Origin of the sequence: Streptomyces sp. NPDC020898, from assembly GCF_044333925.1 — a bacterium.
Classification (GTDB): domain Bacteria; phylum Actinomycetota; class Actinomycetes; order Streptomycetales; family Streptomycetaceae; genus Streptomyces.
Genome location: NZ_JBIRRV010000017.1, coordinates 82,057 through 102,366 on the forward strand (window position 1 = coordinate 82,057; position 20,310 = coordinate 102,366).

Annotated in this window: 15 protein-coding genes; 2 read left to right on the forward strand and 13 right to left on the reverse strand. The window is 72.5% G+C overall.

The features are described 5' to 3' along the window. Positions 1 to 87 precede the first annotated feature (87 nt). The 13 genes from ACH4TV_RS38060 to ACH4TV_RS38120 all read right to left on the reverse strand — a co-directional run bounded on the left by ACH4TV_RS38060 (position 88) and on the right by ACH4TV_RS38120 (position 18,044). The gene (locus ACH4TV_RS38060) at positions 88 to 729 is read right to left on the reverse strand and encodes a cutinase family protein (RefSeq protein ID WP_398405977.1); all 642 of its coding nucleotides are present in this window, start codon (positions 727 to 729) and stop codon (positions 88 to 90) included. Positions 730 to 821: 92 nt separating this feature from the next. Continuing rightward, positions 822 to 2,057 (reverse strand): PucR family transcriptional regulator, encoded by a 1,236-nt coding sequence (locus ACH4TV_RS38065; protein WP_398405891.1) that lies wholly within the window; start codon positions 2,055 to 2,057, stop codon positions 822 to 824. A 122-nt stretch (positions 2,058 to 2,179) separates the two neighbouring features. Then, positions 2,180 to 3,124, reverse strand: coding sequence for an alpha/beta hydrolase (locus ACH4TV_RS38070; RefSeq protein WP_398405892.1), 945 nt, complete (start codon positions 3,122 to 3,124; stop codon positions 2,180 to 2,182). 21 nt (positions 3,125 to 3,145) lie between these two features. Next, positions 3,146 to 7,132 carry a beta-ketoacyl synthase N-terminal-like domain-containing protein gene (locus ACH4TV_RS38075; RefSeq protein ID WP_398405893.1) on the reverse strand — a complete coding sequence of 1,329 codons (3,987 nt, stop codon included), beginning with the start codon at positions 7,130 to 7,132 and terminating at the stop codon, positions 3,146 to 3,148. Further along, on the reverse strand, positions 7,129 to 8,910 hold the full coding sequence (locus ACH4TV_RS38080) for a fatty acyl-AMP ligase (protein ID WP_398405894.1): 1,782 nt from the start codon (positions 8,908 to 8,910) through the stop codon (positions 7,129 to 7,131). The genes ACH4TV_RS38075 and ACH4TV_RS38080 overlap by 4 nt, the downstream gene beginning before the upstream one ends. 64 nt (positions 8,911 to 8,974) lie before the next feature. Next, the gene (locus ACH4TV_RS38085; RefSeq protein ID WP_398405895.1) at positions 8,975 to 10,543 is read right to left on the reverse strand and encodes an acyl-CoA carboxylase subunit beta; all 1,569 of its coding nucleotides are present in this window, start codon (positions 10,541 to 10,543) and stop codon (positions 8,975 to 8,977) included. 165 nt (positions 10,544 to 10,708) lie between these two features. Continuing rightward, the gene (locus ACH4TV_RS38090; RefSeq protein ID WP_398405896.1) at positions 10,709 to 11,590 is read right to left on the reverse strand and encodes a metal ABC transporter permease; all 882 of its coding nucleotides are present in this window, start codon (positions 11,588 to 11,590) and stop codon (positions 10,709 to 10,711) included. After that, positions 11,587 to 12,429 (reverse strand): metal ABC transporter ATP-binding protein, encoded by an 843-nt coding sequence (locus ACH4TV_RS38095; protein WP_398405978.1) that lies wholly within the window; start codon positions 12,427 to 12,429, stop codon positions 11,587 to 11,589. The genes ACH4TV_RS38090 and ACH4TV_RS38095 overlap by 4 nt, the downstream gene beginning before the upstream one ends. Positions 12,430 to 12,503: 74 nt before the next feature. After that, a complete protein-coding gene (locus ACH4TV_RS38100) occupies positions 12,504 to 13,439 on the reverse strand; it encodes a metal ABC transporter solute-binding protein, Zn/Mn family (RefSeq protein ID WP_398405897.1) in 936 nt (311 codons plus the stop codon). A 159-nt stretch (positions 13,440 to 13,598) separates the two neighbouring features. After that, positions 13,599 to 14,579 (reverse strand): PDR/VanB family oxidoreductase, encoded by a 981-nt coding sequence (locus ACH4TV_RS38105; RefSeq protein ID WP_398405898.1) that lies wholly within the window; start codon positions 14,577 to 14,579, stop codon positions 13,599 to 13,601. Positions 14,580 to 14,598: 19 nt separating this feature from the next. Further along, positions 14,599 to 15,789: an acetyl-CoA C-acyltransferase gene (locus tag ACH4TV_RS38110; protein ID WP_398405899.1), complete on the reverse strand. Its 1,191-nt coding sequence runs from the start codon at positions 15,787 to 15,789 to the stop codon at positions 14,599 to 14,601. 34 nt (positions 15,790 to 15,823) lie between these two features. Continuing rightward, positions 15,824 to 16,438 carry a histidine phosphatase family protein gene (locus tag ACH4TV_RS38115; RefSeq protein ID WP_398405900.1) on the reverse strand — a complete coding sequence of 205 codons (615 nt, stop codon included), beginning with the start codon at positions 16,436 to 16,438 and terminating at the stop codon, positions 15,824 to 15,826. 67 nt (positions 16,439 to 16,505) lie between these two features. Beyond that, a complete protein-coding gene (locus ACH4TV_RS38120; protein WP_398405901.1) occupies positions 16,506 to 18,044 on the reverse strand; it encodes an AMP-binding protein in 1,539 nt (512 codons plus the stop codon). Positions 18,045 to 18,237: 193 nt separating this feature from the next. On the opposite strand from ACH4TV_RS38120, the gene ACH4TV_RS38125 reads away from it, so the two are divergent. Both ACH4TV_RS38125 and ACH4TV_RS38130 read left to right on the forward strand, forming a co-directional pair. Further along, a complete protein-coding gene (locus ACH4TV_RS38125) occupies positions 18,238 to 19,482 on the forward strand; it encodes an acyl-CoA dehydrogenase family protein (RefSeq protein ID WP_398405902.1) in 1,245 nt (414 codons plus the stop codon). A 61-nt stretch (positions 19,483 to 19,543) separates the two neighbouring features. Beyond that, positions 19,544 to 20,308, forward strand: coding sequence for an SDR family NAD(P)-dependent oxidoreductase (locus tag ACH4TV_RS38130; protein ID WP_398405903.1), 765 nt, complete (start codon positions 19,544 to 19,546; stop codon positions 20,306 to 20,308). The last annotated feature ends 2 nt before the right edge of the window (positions 20,309 to 20,310 follow it).

A 20,310-nucleotide genomic window follows, 5' to 3' on the forward strand; every position in this document is an offset into this window, starting at 1 on the left:
ATGGAAGAAGGGCCCGGGAGGAAAACCTCCCGGGCCCTTCGCTGTCCGTGTGAGCTGTCGGTGCGAGCCGTCCGTGTGACTACGGGCTCAGACCTTGCCCGCGGCGAACGTGGCCGCCGCGTCGGCGTTCCTCGTGTAGCCGAGGTGGGCGCCCACGTCGCCGCCGCCGTTCTCGCAGATGGGGTCGCCCTCGGCGCAGAAGTCGATGGTGCGGCTCTGGTAGACGCCGGTGACGCTCTTGCCGAGGGCCCGGATCGGGTTGCCGAACAGCAGCACGGCGGCGACCCTCGGTTCCCGCGCGGCGGGAATGGTGGCCACGATCGGACTGCCGACGACCGCGCCGGCGCTGCTGATTCCGATGGAGTTGTCGACGACGTTCGCGCCCTGCGAATAGCCGACGAGAATGAACCGCTGATTCGGACAGGAACTCGCCTGGCTGTTGACGTGGTTCACCAGATCCGAGTTGCCCCGCGCGGCCGAGGTGAGGGAGAGGTCCGCAGGATAGTTCACCTTGTAGCTGGAAAGGCTTTTGCCCGTCAGCTTCCGCTGGAGAGCGGAATACACCGGGTCGCCGACGATCGCGCCGAGGTTGCCCGGCTCGAACGTGCCACGAGCCGAGACGACGTCGATGTCGGTGCAGGCGGCGGCCGACGCTGCAGGTGCCGAGACGGTGGCCAGACCGGTCCCGCCGGCCAGTGAGAGCACGGCGAGACACAGGCGGATACGCATTCGCTTACGCATGGGAATCCTTTGAGGGTGAGGCGCCTGTGGCGCCTGGTGAAAAGGACGTCCCGAACGTATTCGCTGTGTCGTGCCCGGTGTTATGGACGGGAATTCAGGAATTCCTCGCCTTTTTGTGCCGACGTGAGTGCCAGGATCAGGTTCAGGCGGGCATCCGGATCGTGCAGGGCCTCGCCGAAGACCTTCTCCAGCTGGCGCAGGCGATAGCGCACCGTCTGCGGGTGGATATGGAGACGGGCGGCGACGTCCGGCACGTTGCTGCCGTTGAGCAGCCACGCCAGCAGTGTCTCCGCGAGCCGGCCGCGCTGCTGCTCCGAGACCGTGTCGAGGGGCGCGAGGGCGCGTGAGCGAAGGTGGTCGAGCATGGGTTCGTCGCTGTGCAGCAGCAGGGTCGACAAGTGGTCGTCGCAGCGCACCACACCCTGCCGGGGGAGGACCCCGCGCCCCATCAGCCCCAAAGCCCGGCAGGCCCAGCGCAGCGACCTGGCGGCCTCGGTGAGCGGGACCGTCGGCCCGATCGCCGCCGGCCGCCCCCGCAGCGCGAGGGTGAACGCCCGGCCGCCGAAGCTCCCGGAGCCGTCCGTGCCGGGCACCAGCATCCGGGGCGGCCGGGACTCCATGTCCACCAGCGCCCCCGCCGCCACCAGGGGCTGTTCCTCGTCCCGCTGGTCCGGCGTGGCCGCGAGGACGACGACCGTGACATGCCGGGGCACCGACCACCGGGCGCCGTGCGCCAGGTCCCGTACTGCCTCCGGGGACACCGGCCCCTCGCCCAGCAGCAGGGCGAGCAGGCGCCCCCGGCGCCGTTCCAGCTCGTCCGTGCTGTGGAGCTGCCCCTCCGCGTAGCCCGCCGCCGCGGCCTCGGCGACCTCGTGCACGGTCCGGAACGCCAGCTCACCCAGCCCGGCCATCACCGCGGAGTCCAGCCCGAGTTCCTCCGTCGTACGGCCCAGCAGCCGCCAGGCGTGGATCCCCCCGACCCGTAACGCGGACTGCAACGTGTCGAGGCTGTGGCCCGCCAGCGCCTCGGCGCGCCCCAGCTCGTGGTAGATCGCGGTGATCGACTCCCCCTGGCTGCGCGGATCGGCGATGTGGTCGACGAACAGGGTCAGCGCCTGGACGACCCCTGATCTGAGGTGTGCGCGGTCCGTTCCGTCGGACGACCGGGCGCCGTACTCCGGGACCTCTCTGCACACCTCCTCCTCCACCTCGTCGGCGACGGACTCCAGCTGGTCGCGCAGCAGTTTGGCCAGTTCGGGCGGTACGGGGGCGGCACCGGGGCCGTCCGATACACCGTGCGGGGCGGGGGTGGCCACGGCGGGCCCTCCTTTCACCCGGAGGCGGCTCACCCGCGGGCTGGTGCCCGTGGGGCGGGGGACAAGTCCGGGGTTGGACGGACGTCCCCTCCGCTCCGTTCCGTGCCCCGACGGCACCGGCCTCACTCCGGCACCCCGAGCGCACGGGCGAGCATCGGCCACGACGCGCTGAACTCCCCCTTCCAGTAGGCCCAGCTGTGTCCTCCTCCCGAGTAGTAGTGGGTCGTGACGGGGACGCGGAGCAGGGAGAGGGTGTCGGTGAAGGCGTGCGCGGAGAGCCACAGGGCGCTTTCCAGCACCTCGGGCAGCCAGTCACCGCTGCCGCCGACGACTCCGCTGCCGCTGGAGACATAGAGGGGGGTGCCGCGTAGCCCCGCGGCGCGGGACCGCGGGTTGAAGTCGCGCCAGGTGAGGAGGTTCAGGAACGGGCTGCCCCAGAGGGAGCGGGGAGCCAGGTTCTCGCGGGCCACGATGGCGTCCACGAGCGGGGGCACACCGGGTGCCATGGTGTCGAGGATGCCGCTGTAGGAGGCCGCCGCGGCGAACGTCCCCGGATGGCGAGCCGCGTGCGCCATGGCGCCGTATCCGCCGGTGGAGACCCCGGCGACGGCCCGGACGGTGGAGGCCCGGTAGTCGCGGGCGAGCAGCGCCGGGACCTCTGTGAGCTGGAAGGTCTCGTAGTCGGGGCCGCCGCGCCAGGCGGTGGGAATACCGGTGGGCCCCGCGTCCGGCATCGCCACGATCAGGTTCCGGCCCGCGGTGAAGGCCTCGATGTCCGTCTCCCGGGTCCACGACGTGTAGTCGTCGTGGGCGCCGTGCAGCAGATACAGCACGGGGTAGGTCCGCCCCGGCTGTGAGTCGAACCCCGACGGCAGGATCAGCCGCACCGGCGCGCTGCGGCCCAGGGCGCGGGACGGCACGGACACGTCCAGGGTGCGCGGTCCGATCCGGGTCGCGGCGTGGGCGATGGCGGCTGAGGCGCCGAACAGCGCGCTCAGACCGACGGCCGTCGCCGCTCTGGTGACGGTGCGTCGGGACACTCCGGCGGTGGGGTGGAAGGGGGACATGGCGGCTCCTCGTCGTTCGGTTCAGCGGCTCTGCTCGTCGAGTGCGTGCCGCAGACGGTCGGCGATCTCGTCGACGTACGGCGGGTCGAGCAGCGACAGATGGTGCCCCGCGACCCGGACGACCGTCAGACGCGGGCACACCTCGTCCCAGCCGAGCGCCTCGTCGTCCCGTTCGTACGCGGGATCGCGCACGGTGTGCGGAGCGGGCTCGGTGGCCCGGTACAGAACCACCCGCCCCTCGTACTGCCCCGGCTCATGGGCCTCGCCGGTCCGCAGGTCCACGTAGGAGGAGCGCTGGTGCTCCAGCACGGCAGGCGGTACGGGGGCGGCCTCGCGCAGGGCCCGCAGCACGGCGTCGATGCGCTCCCCGTCGTCGGCCGTCGCCACCAACTCGTCGTACGGCAGCTCCAGTCGGACCCCGTAGGTGTCGGCGACATGACGGGCGAAGCCGGTGAGGTGGGCGCGGACGCGGTCGGCCGGGGAGAGGCCGGGCCGGGGAAGGGGGCGCACGGAGTCGATGAGCACCACCAGCTCCACGTCCCGCCCGACGGCGGCGAGTTGCCGTGCGGTCTCCTGGGCGACGAAGCCACCGAAGGACCAACCACCCAGAAGAAGCGGCCCGTTGGGGTGTGCGGCGGCGACGGCCTCGGCGTAGCGACGCGCCTTCCCGGTCACCGTACGGGCGTCCGGGAGGCGTTCCAGTCCGTACACCGGCCGTTCCTCACCGAGCCGTTCGGCGAGCGCCCGGTAGACGTCGGTCGTGCCGCCGGCGGCGTGGACGAGGAAGAGCGGGGCCCGGGAGCCGGTGGCCCGCAGGGTGCGCAGCGGGGAGGCCGTCTCCCTTGTGGGGAGCGCCTGTTGGAGGTGTGCGGCCACCGCCTCGACCGTCGTGGCGCCGAGCAGTTCGCGCAGGGGCAGCTCGATCCCGAACTCGCCTTGCAGGGCGGTGCGGATACGGACGGCCATGAGGGAGTCGAGGCCGAGGTCGTCCAGAGCGGTGGTCGGCGTGATGCGGGTCACCGGGTGGCCGGTCACGGCGGCGATGTGGTGGCGCAGCCGGCCGGAGACGGACGTGTCGGCCACGCCGGACACGTCGGCGGCCTTCTCGGAAACCGGTACCGCCGAGGCTGCCGGACGCCCGTCCGTCCACCAGTGGCGGACGTGCCGCCAGCGTGGTGCGGGCAGGTCGACGACGCGGCCCGGCGGCAACGGCAGGCGTCCGCCCGCGCAGTACAGGGCGCCCACCTGGGCGAGGAACTCGGCCGAGCCGTCGGCGTCGCGGCGCAGGGTGCCGATGGCCAGGGCGCCGGGGGCGATGTCGGTGACGGCCCGGGTGAGGACCGGGTGGGGCGAGATCTCGACGAAGGCGGTGTGACCGTCGGCGGCAGCCGCCGCGACGGCCCGGTCCAGGCGGACGGGTCGCCGCAGGTTCGCGGCCCAGTGGGCGGCGTCGAAGACACAGTCGCCGCGCGGGTCGTCCAGGACGGTGGAGTAGACGGGGACACCGGGCCGTCCGCCCCGGATGTCGGCCAGCGCCTCGGTCAACTCCGGCAGCAGCGGCTCGACCTGGGGCGAGTGCCCGGCGCCGACGACCCGCAGGGCGCGAGCGGTCCGCCCCTGCTGCTCCAGCCGCCGCACGAGCCGCGCCACCGCCAACTCCTCACCGGTGACGACCTTCTGGCCCGGCGAGGAGTGCACGGCGACCTGCACACCGGGGAAATCCCGTGCCAGGACGTCGAGTTCACTGTCGTCGAGGTCGACGACAGCCATCGCGCCACCGCGCAGCCCGCTCAGCAGCCGGGCTCGTACGGCGACCACCCGGGCAGCGTCCGACACGTCCAGCGTGCCCGCGCACACCGCGGCGGCCACCTCGCCCACGGAATGGCCGATGACGGCGACGGGTTCGACACCGTACGAGCGCCACAGCTCGGCGAGCGCCAACTGAAGCCCGAACAGCACGGGTTGGGCCACCTCAAGGCGGTCGAGGGTGCCGCCGGACGCCAGGTGGTCGTACAGGGACAGCCCGCACACCGGGGCGATCTGCGCGTCGAGTTTCTCCACGGCGGCGGCGAAGGCGGGCTCCTCGGCCAGCAGCCGCCGCCCCATGCCGGCCCACTGGCTGCCGTACCCGGAGAACACCAGCACCGGACCGCGTCCGACGAGATCACGCTCACCCGTCACGACCCGTGCGTGCGGGCGGCCTTGCCCCAACTCGGCTAACACGTCGGCCAGTTCGGCGCGGTCATGGGCGACGACCGCCGCGCGCACGGGCCCTCGTCCCGCGCGCCCGGCGAGCGTGCGTGCCACGTCGGTGGGGTGCACGGCGCTCCCCTCGGGCGTCCGGAGCCAGTCGGCGAGCCGGGCCGCGGTGTCCTGGAGGCGTGCGGTGTCGACGTCGGAGAGGAAGTGGAGACGGGCGGCCGGGTGCTCTTCCCGGGGCGGCGGCAGGGCAGCCGGCCGCCATTCCTCCAGTACCGCATGGGCGTTGGTGCCGCCGAACCCGAAGCCGGAGACCCCGGCGGTGGCCGTACCGCCGTAACGCGGCCACGGCTCGCACTCGGTGACCACCCGCAGCCGTACGTCGTCCAGGGCGCTCCCGTCCGCGCAGTGCAGGGACGGCGGGATGACGTCGTGGTGCAGCGCGAGGACCGTCTTCACCAGCCCGGCGATGCCCGCGGCGGACTCCAGATGCCCGAGGTTGCCCTTGACGGAACCGAGGAGCAGCGGCTGGTCGGGGTCGCGGCCCGCACCGAGCACCCCGCCGAGCGCGCCCGCCTCGATCGGGTCGCCCAGCGGGGTACCGGTGCCGTGTGCCTCGACGTGGTCGACAGACGCCGGGGTGAGCCCGGCCCGCGCGTAGGACGTCGTCAACAGGGCTTGCTGGGCAGCGGGGTTGGGCGCCAGGAGACCGTTCGAGCGGCCGTCGGAGTTGACGGCGGTGGCGCGGATGACGGCGAGGACGCGGTCGCCGTCCCGCTCGGCGTCGGACAGCCGCTTCAGCAGCACGGCCGCGCAGCCCTCGGCGCGTCCGATGCCGTCGGCCGCCGCCGAGAACGGCTTGCACCGCCCGTCCGGCGCGAGAGCCCCCGCCCGGCGGAACGCCACGCTGACGGTCGGCGAGAGCAGCAGGTTGACGCCGGCGGCGATCGCCGTGTCGCTCTCGCCGGTCCGCAGGCTGACACAGGCGTGGTGCACGGCGACCAGGGAGGAGGAGCAGGCGGTGTCGACGGCCATGCTCGGCCCCCGGGTGTCCAGCACGTACGACAGCCGCCCCGCCGTCACGCTCAGCGCGCCGCCGGCCGGCGCCCAGGGATCGACGGCCGCCGGGTCGGCGCCGGTGAGCGAGCCGTACTCCGGGGCGGACACTCCGACGAAGACACCGGTGGTGCTGCCGGCGAGGGCTGCGGCCGGGACGGCGGCGTGGTCGAGGGTCTCGTGGACGACTTCCAGGAGGATGCGCTGCTGCGGGTCCATCACCGCGGCCTCGCGCGGCGAGATGCGGAAGAAGTCCGCGTCGAACCCGGCGATGTCGTCGAGATAGCCGCCGTACAAGGGCGCGTCGGCGGGCGGGAAGGCGGCGAAGTCACGCCACCGGTCCTCCGGGACCCGCCGGATCCCGTCGCCGCCCTCGGTCAGCAGCCGCCAGTAGTCGCCCGGTCCGTGCACACCCCCGGGCAGCCGGCAGCCGACCCCGATGACCGCGACCGGCTCGCCGGGCGCGGCAGACAGAGGCGCCGGACCGCCTGCCGGAACGGCCTGCGTCGCCTCTGTCTCGCACAGACGCGCCACCAGGGCATGGCCGGTGGGCGCCTCCCACAGCAGCGTCGCCGGCAGGTCACGACCCGTTGCCCGGGAGAGCTCCCCGGCCAGGACGACGGCGTCCCGCGAGGACATGCCCAGGTCCGCCAGCGGCCGGTCCATCGGCACGTCCTCGGCAGCCGTGCCGTTCCAGGCGGCCACCCGCTCGGCGATCAGCCGGCGCAGCGCGCGCTCCTCGGCGCCGCTCATTCCGCCGTCTCCGCTGTCCTGGATATCTCGGATGTCTCGGATGTCCCGGACGGATAGGCGCCCTCCAGATAGCGCCGCCGGGTCAGCGCCCGCGACACCTTGCCACTGGACGTACGGGGCACGGTGCCCGGCGGCACGAGGACGACATCGGCGAGCCGCAGCCCGTGCCGCGCCGAGACGGCCGCGCGCACGGCACGCACCAGCCCCGGTACGTCGATCGCCGCGAGGCCGGTGCTCCGTACATGCTCGGCCACGACGACCACCCGCTCGCCTGTGTCACCCGGCACACCGAACGCGGCGAGCCGGTCGCGTCGCACGACGGGGTCCGCGTCCTGGGCCGTCGCCTCCACGTCCTGCGGATAGTGGTTGCGGCCGTCGACGACGATGAGGTCCTTCAGCCGCCCGGTGACGATCAGTTGCCCGTCCAGAACCGTCCCCAGGTCACCGGTGCGCAACCAACTGCCGCCGCCGGCCGTCCCGTCGGCGAACGTGGCGTCGAAGACACGCCGGGTCTGCCGCTCCTGATTCCGGTATCCGCGCCCCACGTTGGGACCCTGCACCCAGATCTCGCCGACCTCTCCCTCGGCCAGGGCGGCGCGGGACACCGGATCGGCGATACGGACCCGCTGGCCCGCCGGAGTACCGCAGCCGGCCAGCAGCACGGCATGGGGATCTCCGTCCGGCGCGGGCAGGGCCTTCCCGGCGGCGAGGGCGTCACGGTCGAGCGCGAACCGGCTGAGCGGCTCCCCGGGCCGGGCGGCACTGACGAAGACGGTCGCCTCGGCGAGCCCGTACGACGGACAGTGGGTGTCCGGCGCCAGGCCCTGGGCGGCGAACGCGGCGTGGAAGCGGTCGGCGGTGCCGGGGCGGACCGGTTCGCTGCCGTTGATCAGCGCGGTGACACCGTCCAGCCGCAGCCCTGCCTTCTGGGCGTCGGTGACGGCCGAGGAACAGTAGTCGTAGGCGAAGTTGGGCGCCGCGCTGAGCGCGTGCGGATGCGCGGCGAGCAGCCGCAGCCAGCGCACCGGTTCGTGCAGGAACGCGACCGGATCCATGAGCACCGACAGCTGCCCCCTCACGACCGGAGCGGCGACACTCAGCACCAGCCCCATGTCGTGGTAGAGCGGCAGCCACCCCACAAGGGTCACCGGACGGTCGTCGACGCCATAAGCAGCCAGCGCCTGACGGGCGTTGGCGACGACGTTGGCGTGACTGATCTCCACACCGGCCGGGGTACGGGTCGAACCGGAGGTGTACTGGAGGTAGGCGACCTCGGTGTCGTCCGGCGCAACCGGCGGCAAGTCACTGTCGGCCTCAGGGACTTGATCCACGGCGACGATCGGTACCGGCATGTCAGCACAGAAGTCCCGTACCTCACCCACGACATGACTGGTCGTCAGAACAACCGCAGGACGCGCGTCGGCCAGTACGGCCGCGAGCCGGTCGCCGTGGCCGGGCAGGCCGGGCGGATAGAGGGGCACGGCGACCAGCCCGGCCGTGAGCGCGGCCAGGAAGGCGGTGACGTACTCCGTCCCCTGGGGGCACAGCAGCGCGACCCGCGCTCCGGGCTCGGCCTCCTCGGCGAGGCGGGCGGCCACCGCCCGGACACGCAGGTCCAGACGGCGCCAGGTCAGGGTGCGGTGGACGCCGCGCGACTGCGGGGCGGGATGGTCGACGAAGGTGAACGCCCGTCGGTCGGGGGCGACTTGGGCCCAGTGCCGCACGTACTCCGGCAGACTCCGGTACGCGGGGGCGAGCGGGGGGCGTCGGCTGTCCATCGGGCATGGCTCCTCACATCGCGGGACGGCTTGCGGGTCAGAGCGGTCGGACCGGGCGGACCGGTCAGAGGGGGATGTTGCCGTGCCGGCGCGTCGGCATCGGGGCACGCTTGCCGCGCAGCGCGCGCAGGGCACGGCAGATGTGGGTGCGGGTGTCGCGCGGGGCGATGACGGCGTCGACGTATCCGCGTTCGGCGGCGAGGTAGGGCGTCCCGTGGGTGCCCTCGTACGCGGCGACGAGCTGGGCCCGCAGCGCCTCCGGGTCCTCGGCGGCGGCCAGTTCACGCCGGTGCAGGACACCCACCGCGCCCTCGGCGCCCATGACGGCGATACGGGCGGTGGGCCAGGCGAAGTTGAGGTCGGCGCCCAGGTGCTTGGAGCCCATCACCGCGTACCCGCCGCCGTACGCCTTGCGCACCACCACCGTGACCTTCGGGACGGTCGCCTCGGCGTACGCGTACAGCAGTTTGGCACCGCGCCGGATGATCCCGGCCTGCTCCTGACGGACGCCGGAGAGATAACCGGGGACGTCGGCGAAGGTCAGCAGCGGGATGCCGAACGCGTCGCAGAAGCGCACGAACCGCGCGGCCTTCTCCGAGGCGTCGATGTCGAGCACACCGGCGCTGTGCAGCGGCTGGTTGGCGACGACACCCACGGATGAGCCCTCGACGAGGGCCAGCGCACAGATGATGTTCGGCGCGAACAGCTCCTGGATCTCCAGCAGTTCACCCCCGTCGACGACCGCCCGCAGGATGTCCCGCATGTCGTAGACCTGCCCCAGCCGGTCCGGCACGACCTCGTCGAGACACACCCCCTCGGGCGCCGCCGCGGGCTCGTACTGCGGAGGCCGCTCCAGGTTGTTGGCGGGCAGGTACGACAGCAGGTCCCGTACGGTGTCCAGGGCCTCCACCTCGTCGGCGGCGAGGAAGTGGGCGTTGCCGTTGACGGAGTTGCTGGTGCGGGCGCCGCCCAGCTCCTCGGCGCTGGTGCGCTCCCCGGTGACCGCCTCGATGACGTCGGGCCCGGTGACGAACATGTGCGAGGCGCCGTCCACCATCACGGTGAAGTCGGTGATCGCCGGCGAGTACGCGGCCCCGCCGGCGCACGGCCCCAGGACCACCGACAGCTGGGGGATGACCCCGGACGCCTGCACGTTGCGGCGCACCAGCTCGGCGTAGAGGGCGAGCGAGGCGACCCCCTCCTGGATACGGGCGCCCCCGCCGTCGTTGAGCCCGATCACCGGGCAGCCGGTCTTCAGCGCGAGGTCCATCAGAGCGATCGTCTTCTCTCCGAAGGCCTCGCCCATGCTGCCGCCGAACACCGTGGAATCCTGCGCGAACACACAGACGGCCCGCCCGTCGATCGTGCCGAGCCCCGTCACCACCCCGTCTCCGTACGGGCGCCGGGCCCCGTCCCCGGTGGGCCGCGCCCGGACGAACAGGCCGGTCTCGGTGAACGAGCCCGCGTCCAGCAGCAGATCGATCCGCTCCCGGGCGCCGAACTCCCCACGTCTCCTCGGCCCGCCCTCCGCCAGCGCCCGCGCCCGCCGGCTCTCCAGAACGGTGATGCGGTCCACGGTGCGGTCGGGCAGACGCGTAGCCCAGGAAGTTGTCGCCTCTAGCGTCACAGCCACCTCCGAAGTGGCTTTCGAATATGGCAGCGAGTCAGGAAGGGACCGGATCGATTGCCGTTCTCTGTGCGCGAGGTGAGTCCCACGGGGACGGAGTTCGTCCGTGCGTGACAAGTGCCGGTGCGAGACGGACCGGGGTGGGACGGGCCGGTGTGGGAGGGGTGCGGGTCAGGCGGGCAGCGGGACGATCCTCCGGTCTCCGATCCGCCGGGTGCGGTAGGCGCCGCCGAGGCGGCAGACGGCGTAGATCGTGAACGAGATCGTCGTGACGTACGGGCTGATGGGGATGGAGCTGCCCAGCGCGAGCAGGATGCCGCCCTCGATGGACACGACGGCGAACACCACACTGAGCAGCGGCAGCAGCACCGGCGAGGCGGTGACGCGGGCGGCGGCCGCGGCGGGTGTGACGACGAGCGTGAGGACCAGCAGCGCACCGACGACCTGTACCGACAGGGCGACGGCGAGTCCCAGCACGATCATGAAGACGAAGGACAGCCCGCGCACCGGCACACCACGCGCCGCGGCGACATCGGGGTCGGCACTGGCGAACGTCAACGGCCGCCAGATGACGGCCAGGGCGACCAGCACCACGGCGGAGGTGCCGAGGAGCCACGTCATCTGCGGGGTGTCGACGGCGACGATCTGCCCGGTGAGCAGGCCGAACTTGTTGGCCGCCCGGCCCTTGTAGAGGGCGAGGAAGAGCACGCCGAGCCCGAGACCGAACGGCATGATGATGCCGATCACCGAGTTGCGGTCGCGGGCCCGTGCGCCCAGGACGCCGATCACGCCGGCCGCGAGCAGCGAGCCGACGATCGAGCCCCCCACGATGTTCACCCCCAGCAGCAGTGCCGCCGACGCGCCCGCGAAGGACAGCTCGCTGATGCCGTGCACCGCGAAGGGCAGGTCGCGCATGATGACGAAGACCCCGGCCAGCCCGCCGACGAGGCCGAGCGCGACGCCGGCGATCAGGGAGTTGCGGACCAGGGCCAGGAGTTCGCCGTAGTTCTCGAAGCTGAAGATCTGGTGCCAGACCCCGTCGGCGAATGTCATGGGCGTATGTCCTCGGTCTCACGGACGTTCCCGTGGGCGGGCTCGTGGGCGGTCTCATGGGCGTGGTGCGGGGGTGCTGCCGTCTCGTCGGGGGCGCCGACGACCACGACACGCCCCTGGACGCGGACGACGTCGACCCGCGTGCCGTACAGCTGCGACAGCGACTCGGAGGTCAGCACCTCCTCCGGCGTACCGATGCGGTGGCCGCCGCGCGCCAGGTACAGCACCCGGTCGACCAGGCCGAGCACCGGGTTGATCTCGTGGGTCACGAAGACCACGGACGTGCCGTGGGACCGGCGGCGGGCGTCCACGAGTTCGGTGACGGCCCGCTGGTGGTTGAGGTCCAGGGAGAGCAGCGGCTCGTCGCAGAGCAGGATGCTCGGATCGGTCGCCAGGGCCTGTCCGATGCGGACGCGCTGCCGTTCCCCGCCGGACAGCATGCCGAGGGGAACATCGGCGTACGCCGAGGCTCCGACCGAGGCGAGGATCTCGTCCACCCTGCGGCGGACGGCGCCCGTGCGCAGCCGGGGTCCGAAACGGTGCCCGTCGATGCCGAAGCGCACGAGATCACGGGCGCGCAGCATCGCCTGTGCGGACAGCTCCGCCTGCTGGGGGACGTACCCGAGATGCCGGCCGGCCTCGCGCGGAGGGCCGCCCAGGACGGTCAGGGTCCCGGCGGACAGGGACTGCCGGCCCAGCAGGGCCCGTACGAAACTGGTCTTGCCCGAGCCGTTCGGCCCGAGCACCGCCAGGAACTCCCCGGGCCGCACGTCCAGATCGAGGCCCTGCCACACCACCCGCGCGCCGTACGACAGAGCGGCACCGCGCAGGCTGACCACCGCGCCAAAGGCGCCGCGGCCGGCCGGGCCCCCGCCCTCGCGGGCGTGGGGCACGGCGGTGGGGTCCGGCTGCCTCACTTGGCGAGGGCGCTCGCGAGCGCGTCGACGTTGGAGGTCATCCAGCCGAGGTAGTCCTTGCCGGCCGGCAGGGTCTCGGTCACCGGCACGACGGGAATGCCGGCCGCCTCGGCCGCGGCCTTGGACTTCTCGGTCTGCGGGCCGGAGGTCTGCTCGTTGTAGACCAGCGCCGCGACCTGCTTGTCGCTGAACACCGCCAGCGTGGCCTGAAGGACCCTGGGCGAGACGTCGTCGCCCTCCTCGATGGCCTCGCTGAACGCCGCGGGCGTCTTGTTGACCAGGCCGCTCGCGGTGGTCAGGTAGAGCGGCACGGGCTCGGTGATGGCGATGCCCTCACCGGCGTGGTCCTTCTTGATCGCTGCTTCCTTCGTCTCCAGCGCCTGGAGCTTCACCTTGAAGGCGTCGGCGTTCTTGGTGAAGACGGCGGCGTCGGCGGAGTCGGCCTTGCCCAGCGAGGCGGCGATGCTGTCGGCGATCTTCGCGACGGTGGGGAAGTCGTACCAGACGTGCTCGTTGAGCTCGCCGCCCTTCGGGGCGGTCTTGCCGGACACCTTGACGGCGTTGATGACCTCGGCGGAGGAACCGCTGGTCTTCAGCATGCGGTCGACGAAGTCGTCGTAACCGCCGCCGTTCTCGACGACGACCTTCGCCTTGGACAGCGCCAGCTGGTTCTGGGTGTTGGCCTCGTAGGAGTGTGGGTCCTGGTCGGGGTCGCTGATGATCGAGGTGACGTCGACCTTCGTCCCGCCTATCTGCTCGACGATGTCGCCCCAGACGTTGGTGGAGGCGACCACGGCGATCTTGGAGGAGGCGACCGGTGCCTGCGCCGCGCTCCCGTCACCACCGGAGTCCGACGAGCTGCCGCACCCCGTCAAAAGGGCCAGCGAGGCGCCGGTGATCAGGGCGAGGCGCCGGGACTGGGACGGGGACATGGATCCTCCACGACAGGGGCTCAGAAAGGGTGTGCCCGCCACAGTAGATGGAAATGAATGTCAAAAACCTGGCCGAATCCGTTCCATATGGAAACCATTGCCAATACTTGACGCGTCGCGCCGCCCGGCGCCGCATCCGTCCACGGGCGGCGGCCACCGTCACAGGTCGAGGACCAGGCGAGGCCCGCACGAGCGGGAGACGCAGATGAGCATGGTGTCGCCGACGGCCCGTTCGTCCTCGGTGAGCAGCGAGTCGCGGTGGTCGGGCCTGCCGTCGAGCACGTCGGTCTCGCAGGTGCCGCAGGTGCCTTCCCGGCAGGAGAAGTCGACGGCGATGCCGGCCGCCTCCACCGTTTCGAGCACCGAGCGGCCCGCCGGCACGGTGAGGGTGACCCCTGAACGGGCGAGCTCCACCTCGAACGCCTCGGCCGGGGCATCGGACCCGGCCGTCCGGACCGGGGTGAACCGCTCCACGCCCAGCGTGCCCGAGGGCCAGTCCACGCACTGCTCCTGCACCGCCCGCAGCAGGGGTTCGGGACCGCAGGCATGCACCAGGGTGCCCTCCTTCGGCACGCCGAGGTGGGTCGCGAGGTCCAGCAGGCCGTATTCGTCCTGCGGACGGACGAGCACCCGGTCCCCGTGCGGGGCGAGGCGGTCCAGGAACGCCATGGAGGTCCGGGTGCGCCCGCCGTACAGCAGCCGCCAGTCGGCCCCCGCGGCCTCGGCGGCCTCGACCATGGGAAGGATGGGCGTGATCCCGACGCCCCCGGCGATGAACAGATGACGGGCGGCAGGCCGCAACGGGAAGTTGTTCCGCGGCCCGCGGACCCGCACGGTCGCGCCTTCGCGCAGTCGGTCATGGACGTACGCCGAGCCACCGCGGCCCTGCGGCTCACGCAGCACGGCGAACTGCCAGGCCTCGCGGTCGGCCGGATCGCCGCACAGGGAGTACTGCCGGATCAGCCCACCGTCATCGCCGTTCTCGCTGTTCAGCAGTACGTCGATATGGGCGCCCGGTGTCCACGCGGGCAGCGCACCGCCGTCCGGGCGGCGCAGGGTGAGGGAGACGACGCCGTCCGCGGCGAGGGCGCGGGCGGCCACCGTGAGGGTCGTCGGGGCCGGGGGCAACTGGTCGTTCATGGTGGTTCAGCTCCGGGGTTCAGGCCTGCGTCGGTACGTGCAGCAACAGCGCGTCGCCCTGGCCGCCGCCCCCGCACAGGGCAGCCGCGCCGCTGCCGCCTCCGCGCCGGCGCAGTTCGGCCGCGAGGGTCAGCACCAGCCTGGCTCCGGTCATGCCGACCGGATGCCCGAGCGCGATCGCCCCGCCGTTGACGTTCACCCTGTCCAGGGAGAGGTCCAGCTCTCGCACGGACGCCAGTGCCACTCCGGCGAACGCCTCGTTGATCTCGAACAGGTCCAGGTCGGCGGCCTTGAGCCGGCCGTCCCGGGACAGGGCGTCGCGGACCGCGCCGGCCGGCTGGACGAGCAGCGAGGGATCGGGGCCGGCGACCGTGCCGTAGGCGCCGATCTCGGCGAGCGGTGTCAGGCCCTCCCGTCGGGCGCGCTCCGCGCTCATCACGACGACGGCCGCGGCTCCGTCGGACAGCTGTGACGAGTTGCCGGCGGTGATGGTGCCCGTGCCGGAGAACGCCGGTTTCAGGCGCCCCAGGCTCTCGGCGGTGCTCCCCGGCCGTACGCCCTCGTCGGTGTCGACCACCGTCTCGCCCCGCCGCCCGGCCACGGTGACGGGGGTGATCTCCCCCGACAGCGCCCCCGACTCCTGGGCGCGGGCGGCCCGTTGATGGGACAGCGCGCTGTACTCGTCCTGCTCCTCGCGGGTCAGGGCGAACGGCTGCTGGTAGCGCTCGGTGGCCGCGCCCATGGAGACGCCGTCGAAGGCGCAGATGAGGGCGTCGCGGTCGAGGGCGTCCTCCACCGCCGCCGGACCGTACTTCCACCCGGCGCGTGAGCCACGCAGCAGGTGCGGGGCGCCCGACATGGACTCCATGCCCCCGGCGACGACCACCTCATGGCGGCCGGAGGTGATCATGAGGTCGGCCAGGGCGATGGCGTGCAGACCGGACAGGCAGAGCTTGTTGACGGTGCTCGCCGGGACGGAGAACGGAATGCCGGCCCCGATCGCGGCCTGCCGGGCCGGGTTGGGGCCGGCCCCGGCCTGCACGACATGGCCCATGACGACGGCTTCCACGGCCGCCGGGTCCAGGCGTGCGGCGGCCAGGGCGGCGCCGATGGCGTGGGCGCCGAGGTCGACCGCGGACAGGGTGCTCAAGGCGCCCATCAGTTTGCCGATGGGCGTCCTGGTGCCGGCGACGATGACGGATCCGGGCATGACCGGGACCTCCTGGGTGGGTGTGGATCGAGGATCAGGCGACCGCGTCGACCGCGTCGACGGCGCGTTCGGCGATCATGTGGGCCGTCTCGTTCACCGAGTGCAGAACGATCCGCCCGCCGGGCATGCGCCGCACCCGGCTGACCGACGTGTAGCCGGGGTGGAACCAGAACATCGTGGGCAGACCGAGCACCGTCGCCAGATAGGTGTTCGTGATGCCGCCGTGGCACACGACCGCCACCCGTCCACCGGGATGGGCGGCGAAGACGGTGTCCATGGCCCGCGCGGCACGCGCCCGGAAGGCGTCCCAGTCGAGATCGGGCACGAAGTCCTCGTAGCGGCCCTCGGAGAGCGCCGTCGCCCGGGGATCGTCCGCGCCGATCTGCTCGGGCGGCGTGTAGGGCTGGGACACGTCCGTGTCCCACTCGCGCAGGTCGTCGAGGACGGTGGCGGTCATGCCGGTGAGGCGCTCCAGGGGCGCCACCGTCTCACGGGCCCGCTGGTACGGGCTCACGTACAGGGCGTCGAGGTCCTCGTGCACGAGCCAGGCGGCGAGGCGCTCGGCCTGAGCGGTGCCTTCCGGCGACAGCCCCGGGTCGAACACGCCCGCCATGGGGAGGCCGTGCCGGATGAGCAGGAGTTCGGTCATGGACGATCCTTCGTGCACAGGAAGCGAGAGCGGGGAACAGGAGGGAGAGACGGGAAGGAGAGCCGGCTCAGCCGGCGATGGTCCGTTCCGAGCTCCAGTAGGGGCGGCGCATCGCGCGCTTGTCGAGCTTGCCCATCGCGTTGCGCAGGAGTTCGGGAACGAACTCGTACGACTTCGGGCACTTGTAGGCGGCGAGGCGCTCACGGCAGAACCGGTCCAGCTCGTCGGCCGGCGGCTCGGCCCCCGTCACCACGACCAGCGCCCGCAGGGCCTCGCCGAAGTCCGGGTCGGGCACGCCGATCACCGCGAGCTCGACGACCGCCGGGTGCTGCCGCAGGACCGCCTCGCTCTCGGCCGGGTACAGGTTCACGCCGCCGGAGACCACGACGTCCGCGGCCCGGTCGGTGATGAAGATGTAGCCGTCCGCGTCGACATAGCCGATGTCACCGAGGGTGAAGACGCCGGGGGAGAGATAGGCGGCCTTGGTCTTGTCCGGATCCGCGTGATAGCGGACACCCTGGTCGTCGGGCGCCCGGAAGGCCAGCAACCCGCGTTCCCCGGACGGCAGTTGCCCGCCCTCGTCGTCCGTGACGAGCACCTCGAACGGGGGCCGGACGCGCCCGACCGAGCCCGGGTGGGCCAGCCACTCGTCGCTGTCGATGCGGGCCACGGTGCCTGCCTCGCTGGCGCCGTACGACTCGGTCAGCACCGGACCGAACCAGTCGATCATGGCTCGCTTCACGTCCGGCGGACATGCGGAACCGGTGTGGGACACCTGCCGCAGGCTGGAGACGTCGTACCGGGCGCGGATCTCGTCCGGGAGGGCGAGCAGCCGTTGGAAGTGGGTGGGCACCATCACCGTCGAGGAGACCTGCCACCGCTGTACCCGGCTGAGGAACGTCTCCGCGTCGTATCTGCCGAGGACGATCACCGGCTGCCCGGCCGCCAGATGTCGCAGCGAGGTCAGCGACGCGTTGTGCTGCAGGGGGCCGCACACCAGGTGCGCTCCCGGGGGGAATCCGGGCCGGGCGGACATCGCGGCGAGGTAGGCCGAGCTGTCGGCGACGGGGCCGCTCACCCAGCGCACCTCGGTGCCGCGTGCCCGTCCGGTGGTGCCCGAGGTGTAGACGAGCGGAGGCCGGGCGGGCCGGTCCGTGGGGAGGGGGCGTCCGGCGGGCGCGGAGGCCAGCCACAGGTCCCAGTCGAAGGCGTGCCCGGTCTCCGGCGTTCCGTGCGTCACGACCGGCAGCCCCAGTTCCCGGGCCGCGTCGAGAGCGGCGCCCGCGCCGACGGGTCCGGCGATGATCCCGGTCACGCCCGCGTCGATGATCTGGTCGACCAGCTCGCCCGAGGTGAGGTTCCGGGACGAGGCCACGGTCCCCACGCCGGCGCGCAGGCCCGCCAGATGGGCCACCAGTGTCGGAATCGCGTTGTCACCGAGGACGGCGATCCGGTCGTCGGGGCCGGGCGCGAACTCCAGCAGCCGGACCGCCGCCCGCGCCACCTGGTCGGCGAGGACGGACCAGGACAGCACGCCCAGGTCGTCCGCCAGGGCGGGTTCGTCAGGTGTCTCCTGGGCGCGACGGTCGAGTGGCAGCAGCGACATGGCTCCTCCGGCGGCTCCGCGGACCTCTCCCGATGCGAGGGGAGAGGAGATGCCGAGACTGTAGCGTTTATCAAGAAAGTACGGAACACTCTGGTCCCAGACGGAGGCATTCCCGCATGTTTCAGCGGGATGGGCACAGTTCACCGTTCACCGTTACTGAATCTGTCGTCTGGTAAGTGACCGAGGAGGAGCCATGTCCCAGCCCGATCCGGACGCATGGCGCACACAGGTCCGGCAGTGGCTGGCCGGCGTGCTCGAACCGGCGCGAGCGCCGACGGCCGCCGCGGAGTCCGCCGACCTCGCCGTGTTCCACAACCTCCCCGAGGACGAGGAACGCCTGCTGCTGGAACGCTGCCGCGTCTATCAGCGGGCCCGGTTCGACGCGGGCTACCAGGCGCTGACCCTCCCCGTGGACAAGGGCGGCGCGGGCCTGACCGCCGCCCACGTGGCCGCCTTCGCCCAGGAGGAGTCCGCCTTCGAGGTGCCGCCGTCCACCGAACTGATCAGCGTCACCGTGCGGCTCGTCGCGATGGCCGTCTCCCTGTTCGGCACAACCGGTCAACTCCGGGACCACGCCCGCGCGTTCCTGCGCACCGACCTGCTGGCCTGCCAGCTCTTCAGCGAACCCGGTGCCGGATCCGACCTCGCGGCCGTGCGCACCCGCGCCCGGCAGGAGAAGGACGGCGACGACTGGGTGATCGACGGTCAGAAGGTGTGGACCTCGGGCGCCCAGTTCGCCGACTACGGCCTGCTGCTCGCCCGTACCGACCCGGACGTCGTCAAACAGGCCGGCATCACCGCCTTCCTGGTCCCGATGGACGCCCCCGGAGTGGAGGTGCGCCCCATCCGTCAGATGAGCGGCGGCGCCTCCTTCAACGAGGTGTTCCTCAGCGGCGTACGCGTCCCGGACAGCCTCCGGATCGGGCGCCCGGGCCAGGGCTGGGAGGTCGCCACCACCACCCTCGCCTTCGAACGGACCGCCTCCGGAAGCGGCAACCGCCGCAAGGGCGGCACCTTCACGGACGTACTGGCGCTCGCCCGCTCCCTCGGCCGCACCGCGGACCCCCTGGTCCGCCAGCGCCTCGCCGACCTCTACGTACGCGCCGCCCTGCGCACGGCCACTGTCGACCGCGTCGCCAGGACGACCGCAGCCGGCGGCAGGCCGGGTCCGGAGGCGTCGTTGACCAAGCTCATGGCCTCCGACCTGCTCACCCGTACGGGACAGGCAGCCGCCGAGCTGATGGGAGCGCGGATCAGCGCCGACACCGGGGAATCCGGCACCTTCGCCTGGACCCAGCATCTGCTCGGCGCCCCCGGCTACCGGCTGGCAGGAGGCACCGACCAGATCCAGCGCAACCTGATCGGCGAGCGGGTGCTGAAACTGCCCCCGGAGCCGCGCGTGGACCGGGCGCCCTTCTCGCAGCTTCCCGGCAACTGAGGACCGGGACCGGTTCACCTCACACCGGGACCGTTTCGGCAATCACAAAGGAGTGACATCGATGGATCTGGGACTGACAGGCGCGAAGGCGCTGGTGACCGGCGCGAGCCGGGGCATCGGCCGGGCGATCGCCGGAACACTGGCGGCCGAGGGCTGCGCACTGGCCTTGTGTGCCCGGGGCGAGGAAGGGCTGGCCAAGGCAGCCGCCGAACTGCGCGGCGAGGGGGCCACCGTCTTCGCGGAAGCGGTCGACGTCACCGACCCGGCCGCGCTCGCGGCCTTCGTGGAGCGGGCGGCCGGTGAACTCGGCGGCCTCGACCTGCTGGTGTCCAACGTGTCGGCGGGCAACGTGAAGGGCCCCGAGTCGTGGGAGGCCAGCCTGCGCGGCGACCTGATCCCGTTCGCGGGGCTCGTCGAGGCGGCCCTTCCCCACCTGGAGGCCTCGGACCGGGCCGCCGTCGTGGCCATCGGCACGACCAACGCCTCCGACACCGCGCGTCCGGCCGGCGCGAACTCGTACTCCGCGCTCAAGGCGGCCGTCGTCCAGCACGCCTCGGCCCTCGCACACTCCCTCGCGCCCAAGGGCATCCGCGTCAACACCGTCTCGCCCGGCCCGATCGACTTCCCCGGCGGCGCCTGGGAGACCATCCGCACCAGCCGCCCGGAGGTGTACGAGGAGGTGCTCGCCAAGCTGCCCATCGGCCGCTACGGCACCGCGGAGGACGTGGCCGCCGCGGTCGCGTTCCTGCTCGGGCGCACCGGCTCCTTCGTCGTCGGAGTCAACCTCGTGGTGGACGGCGGGCTGCTCACCCGCGTCCAGTACTGAGC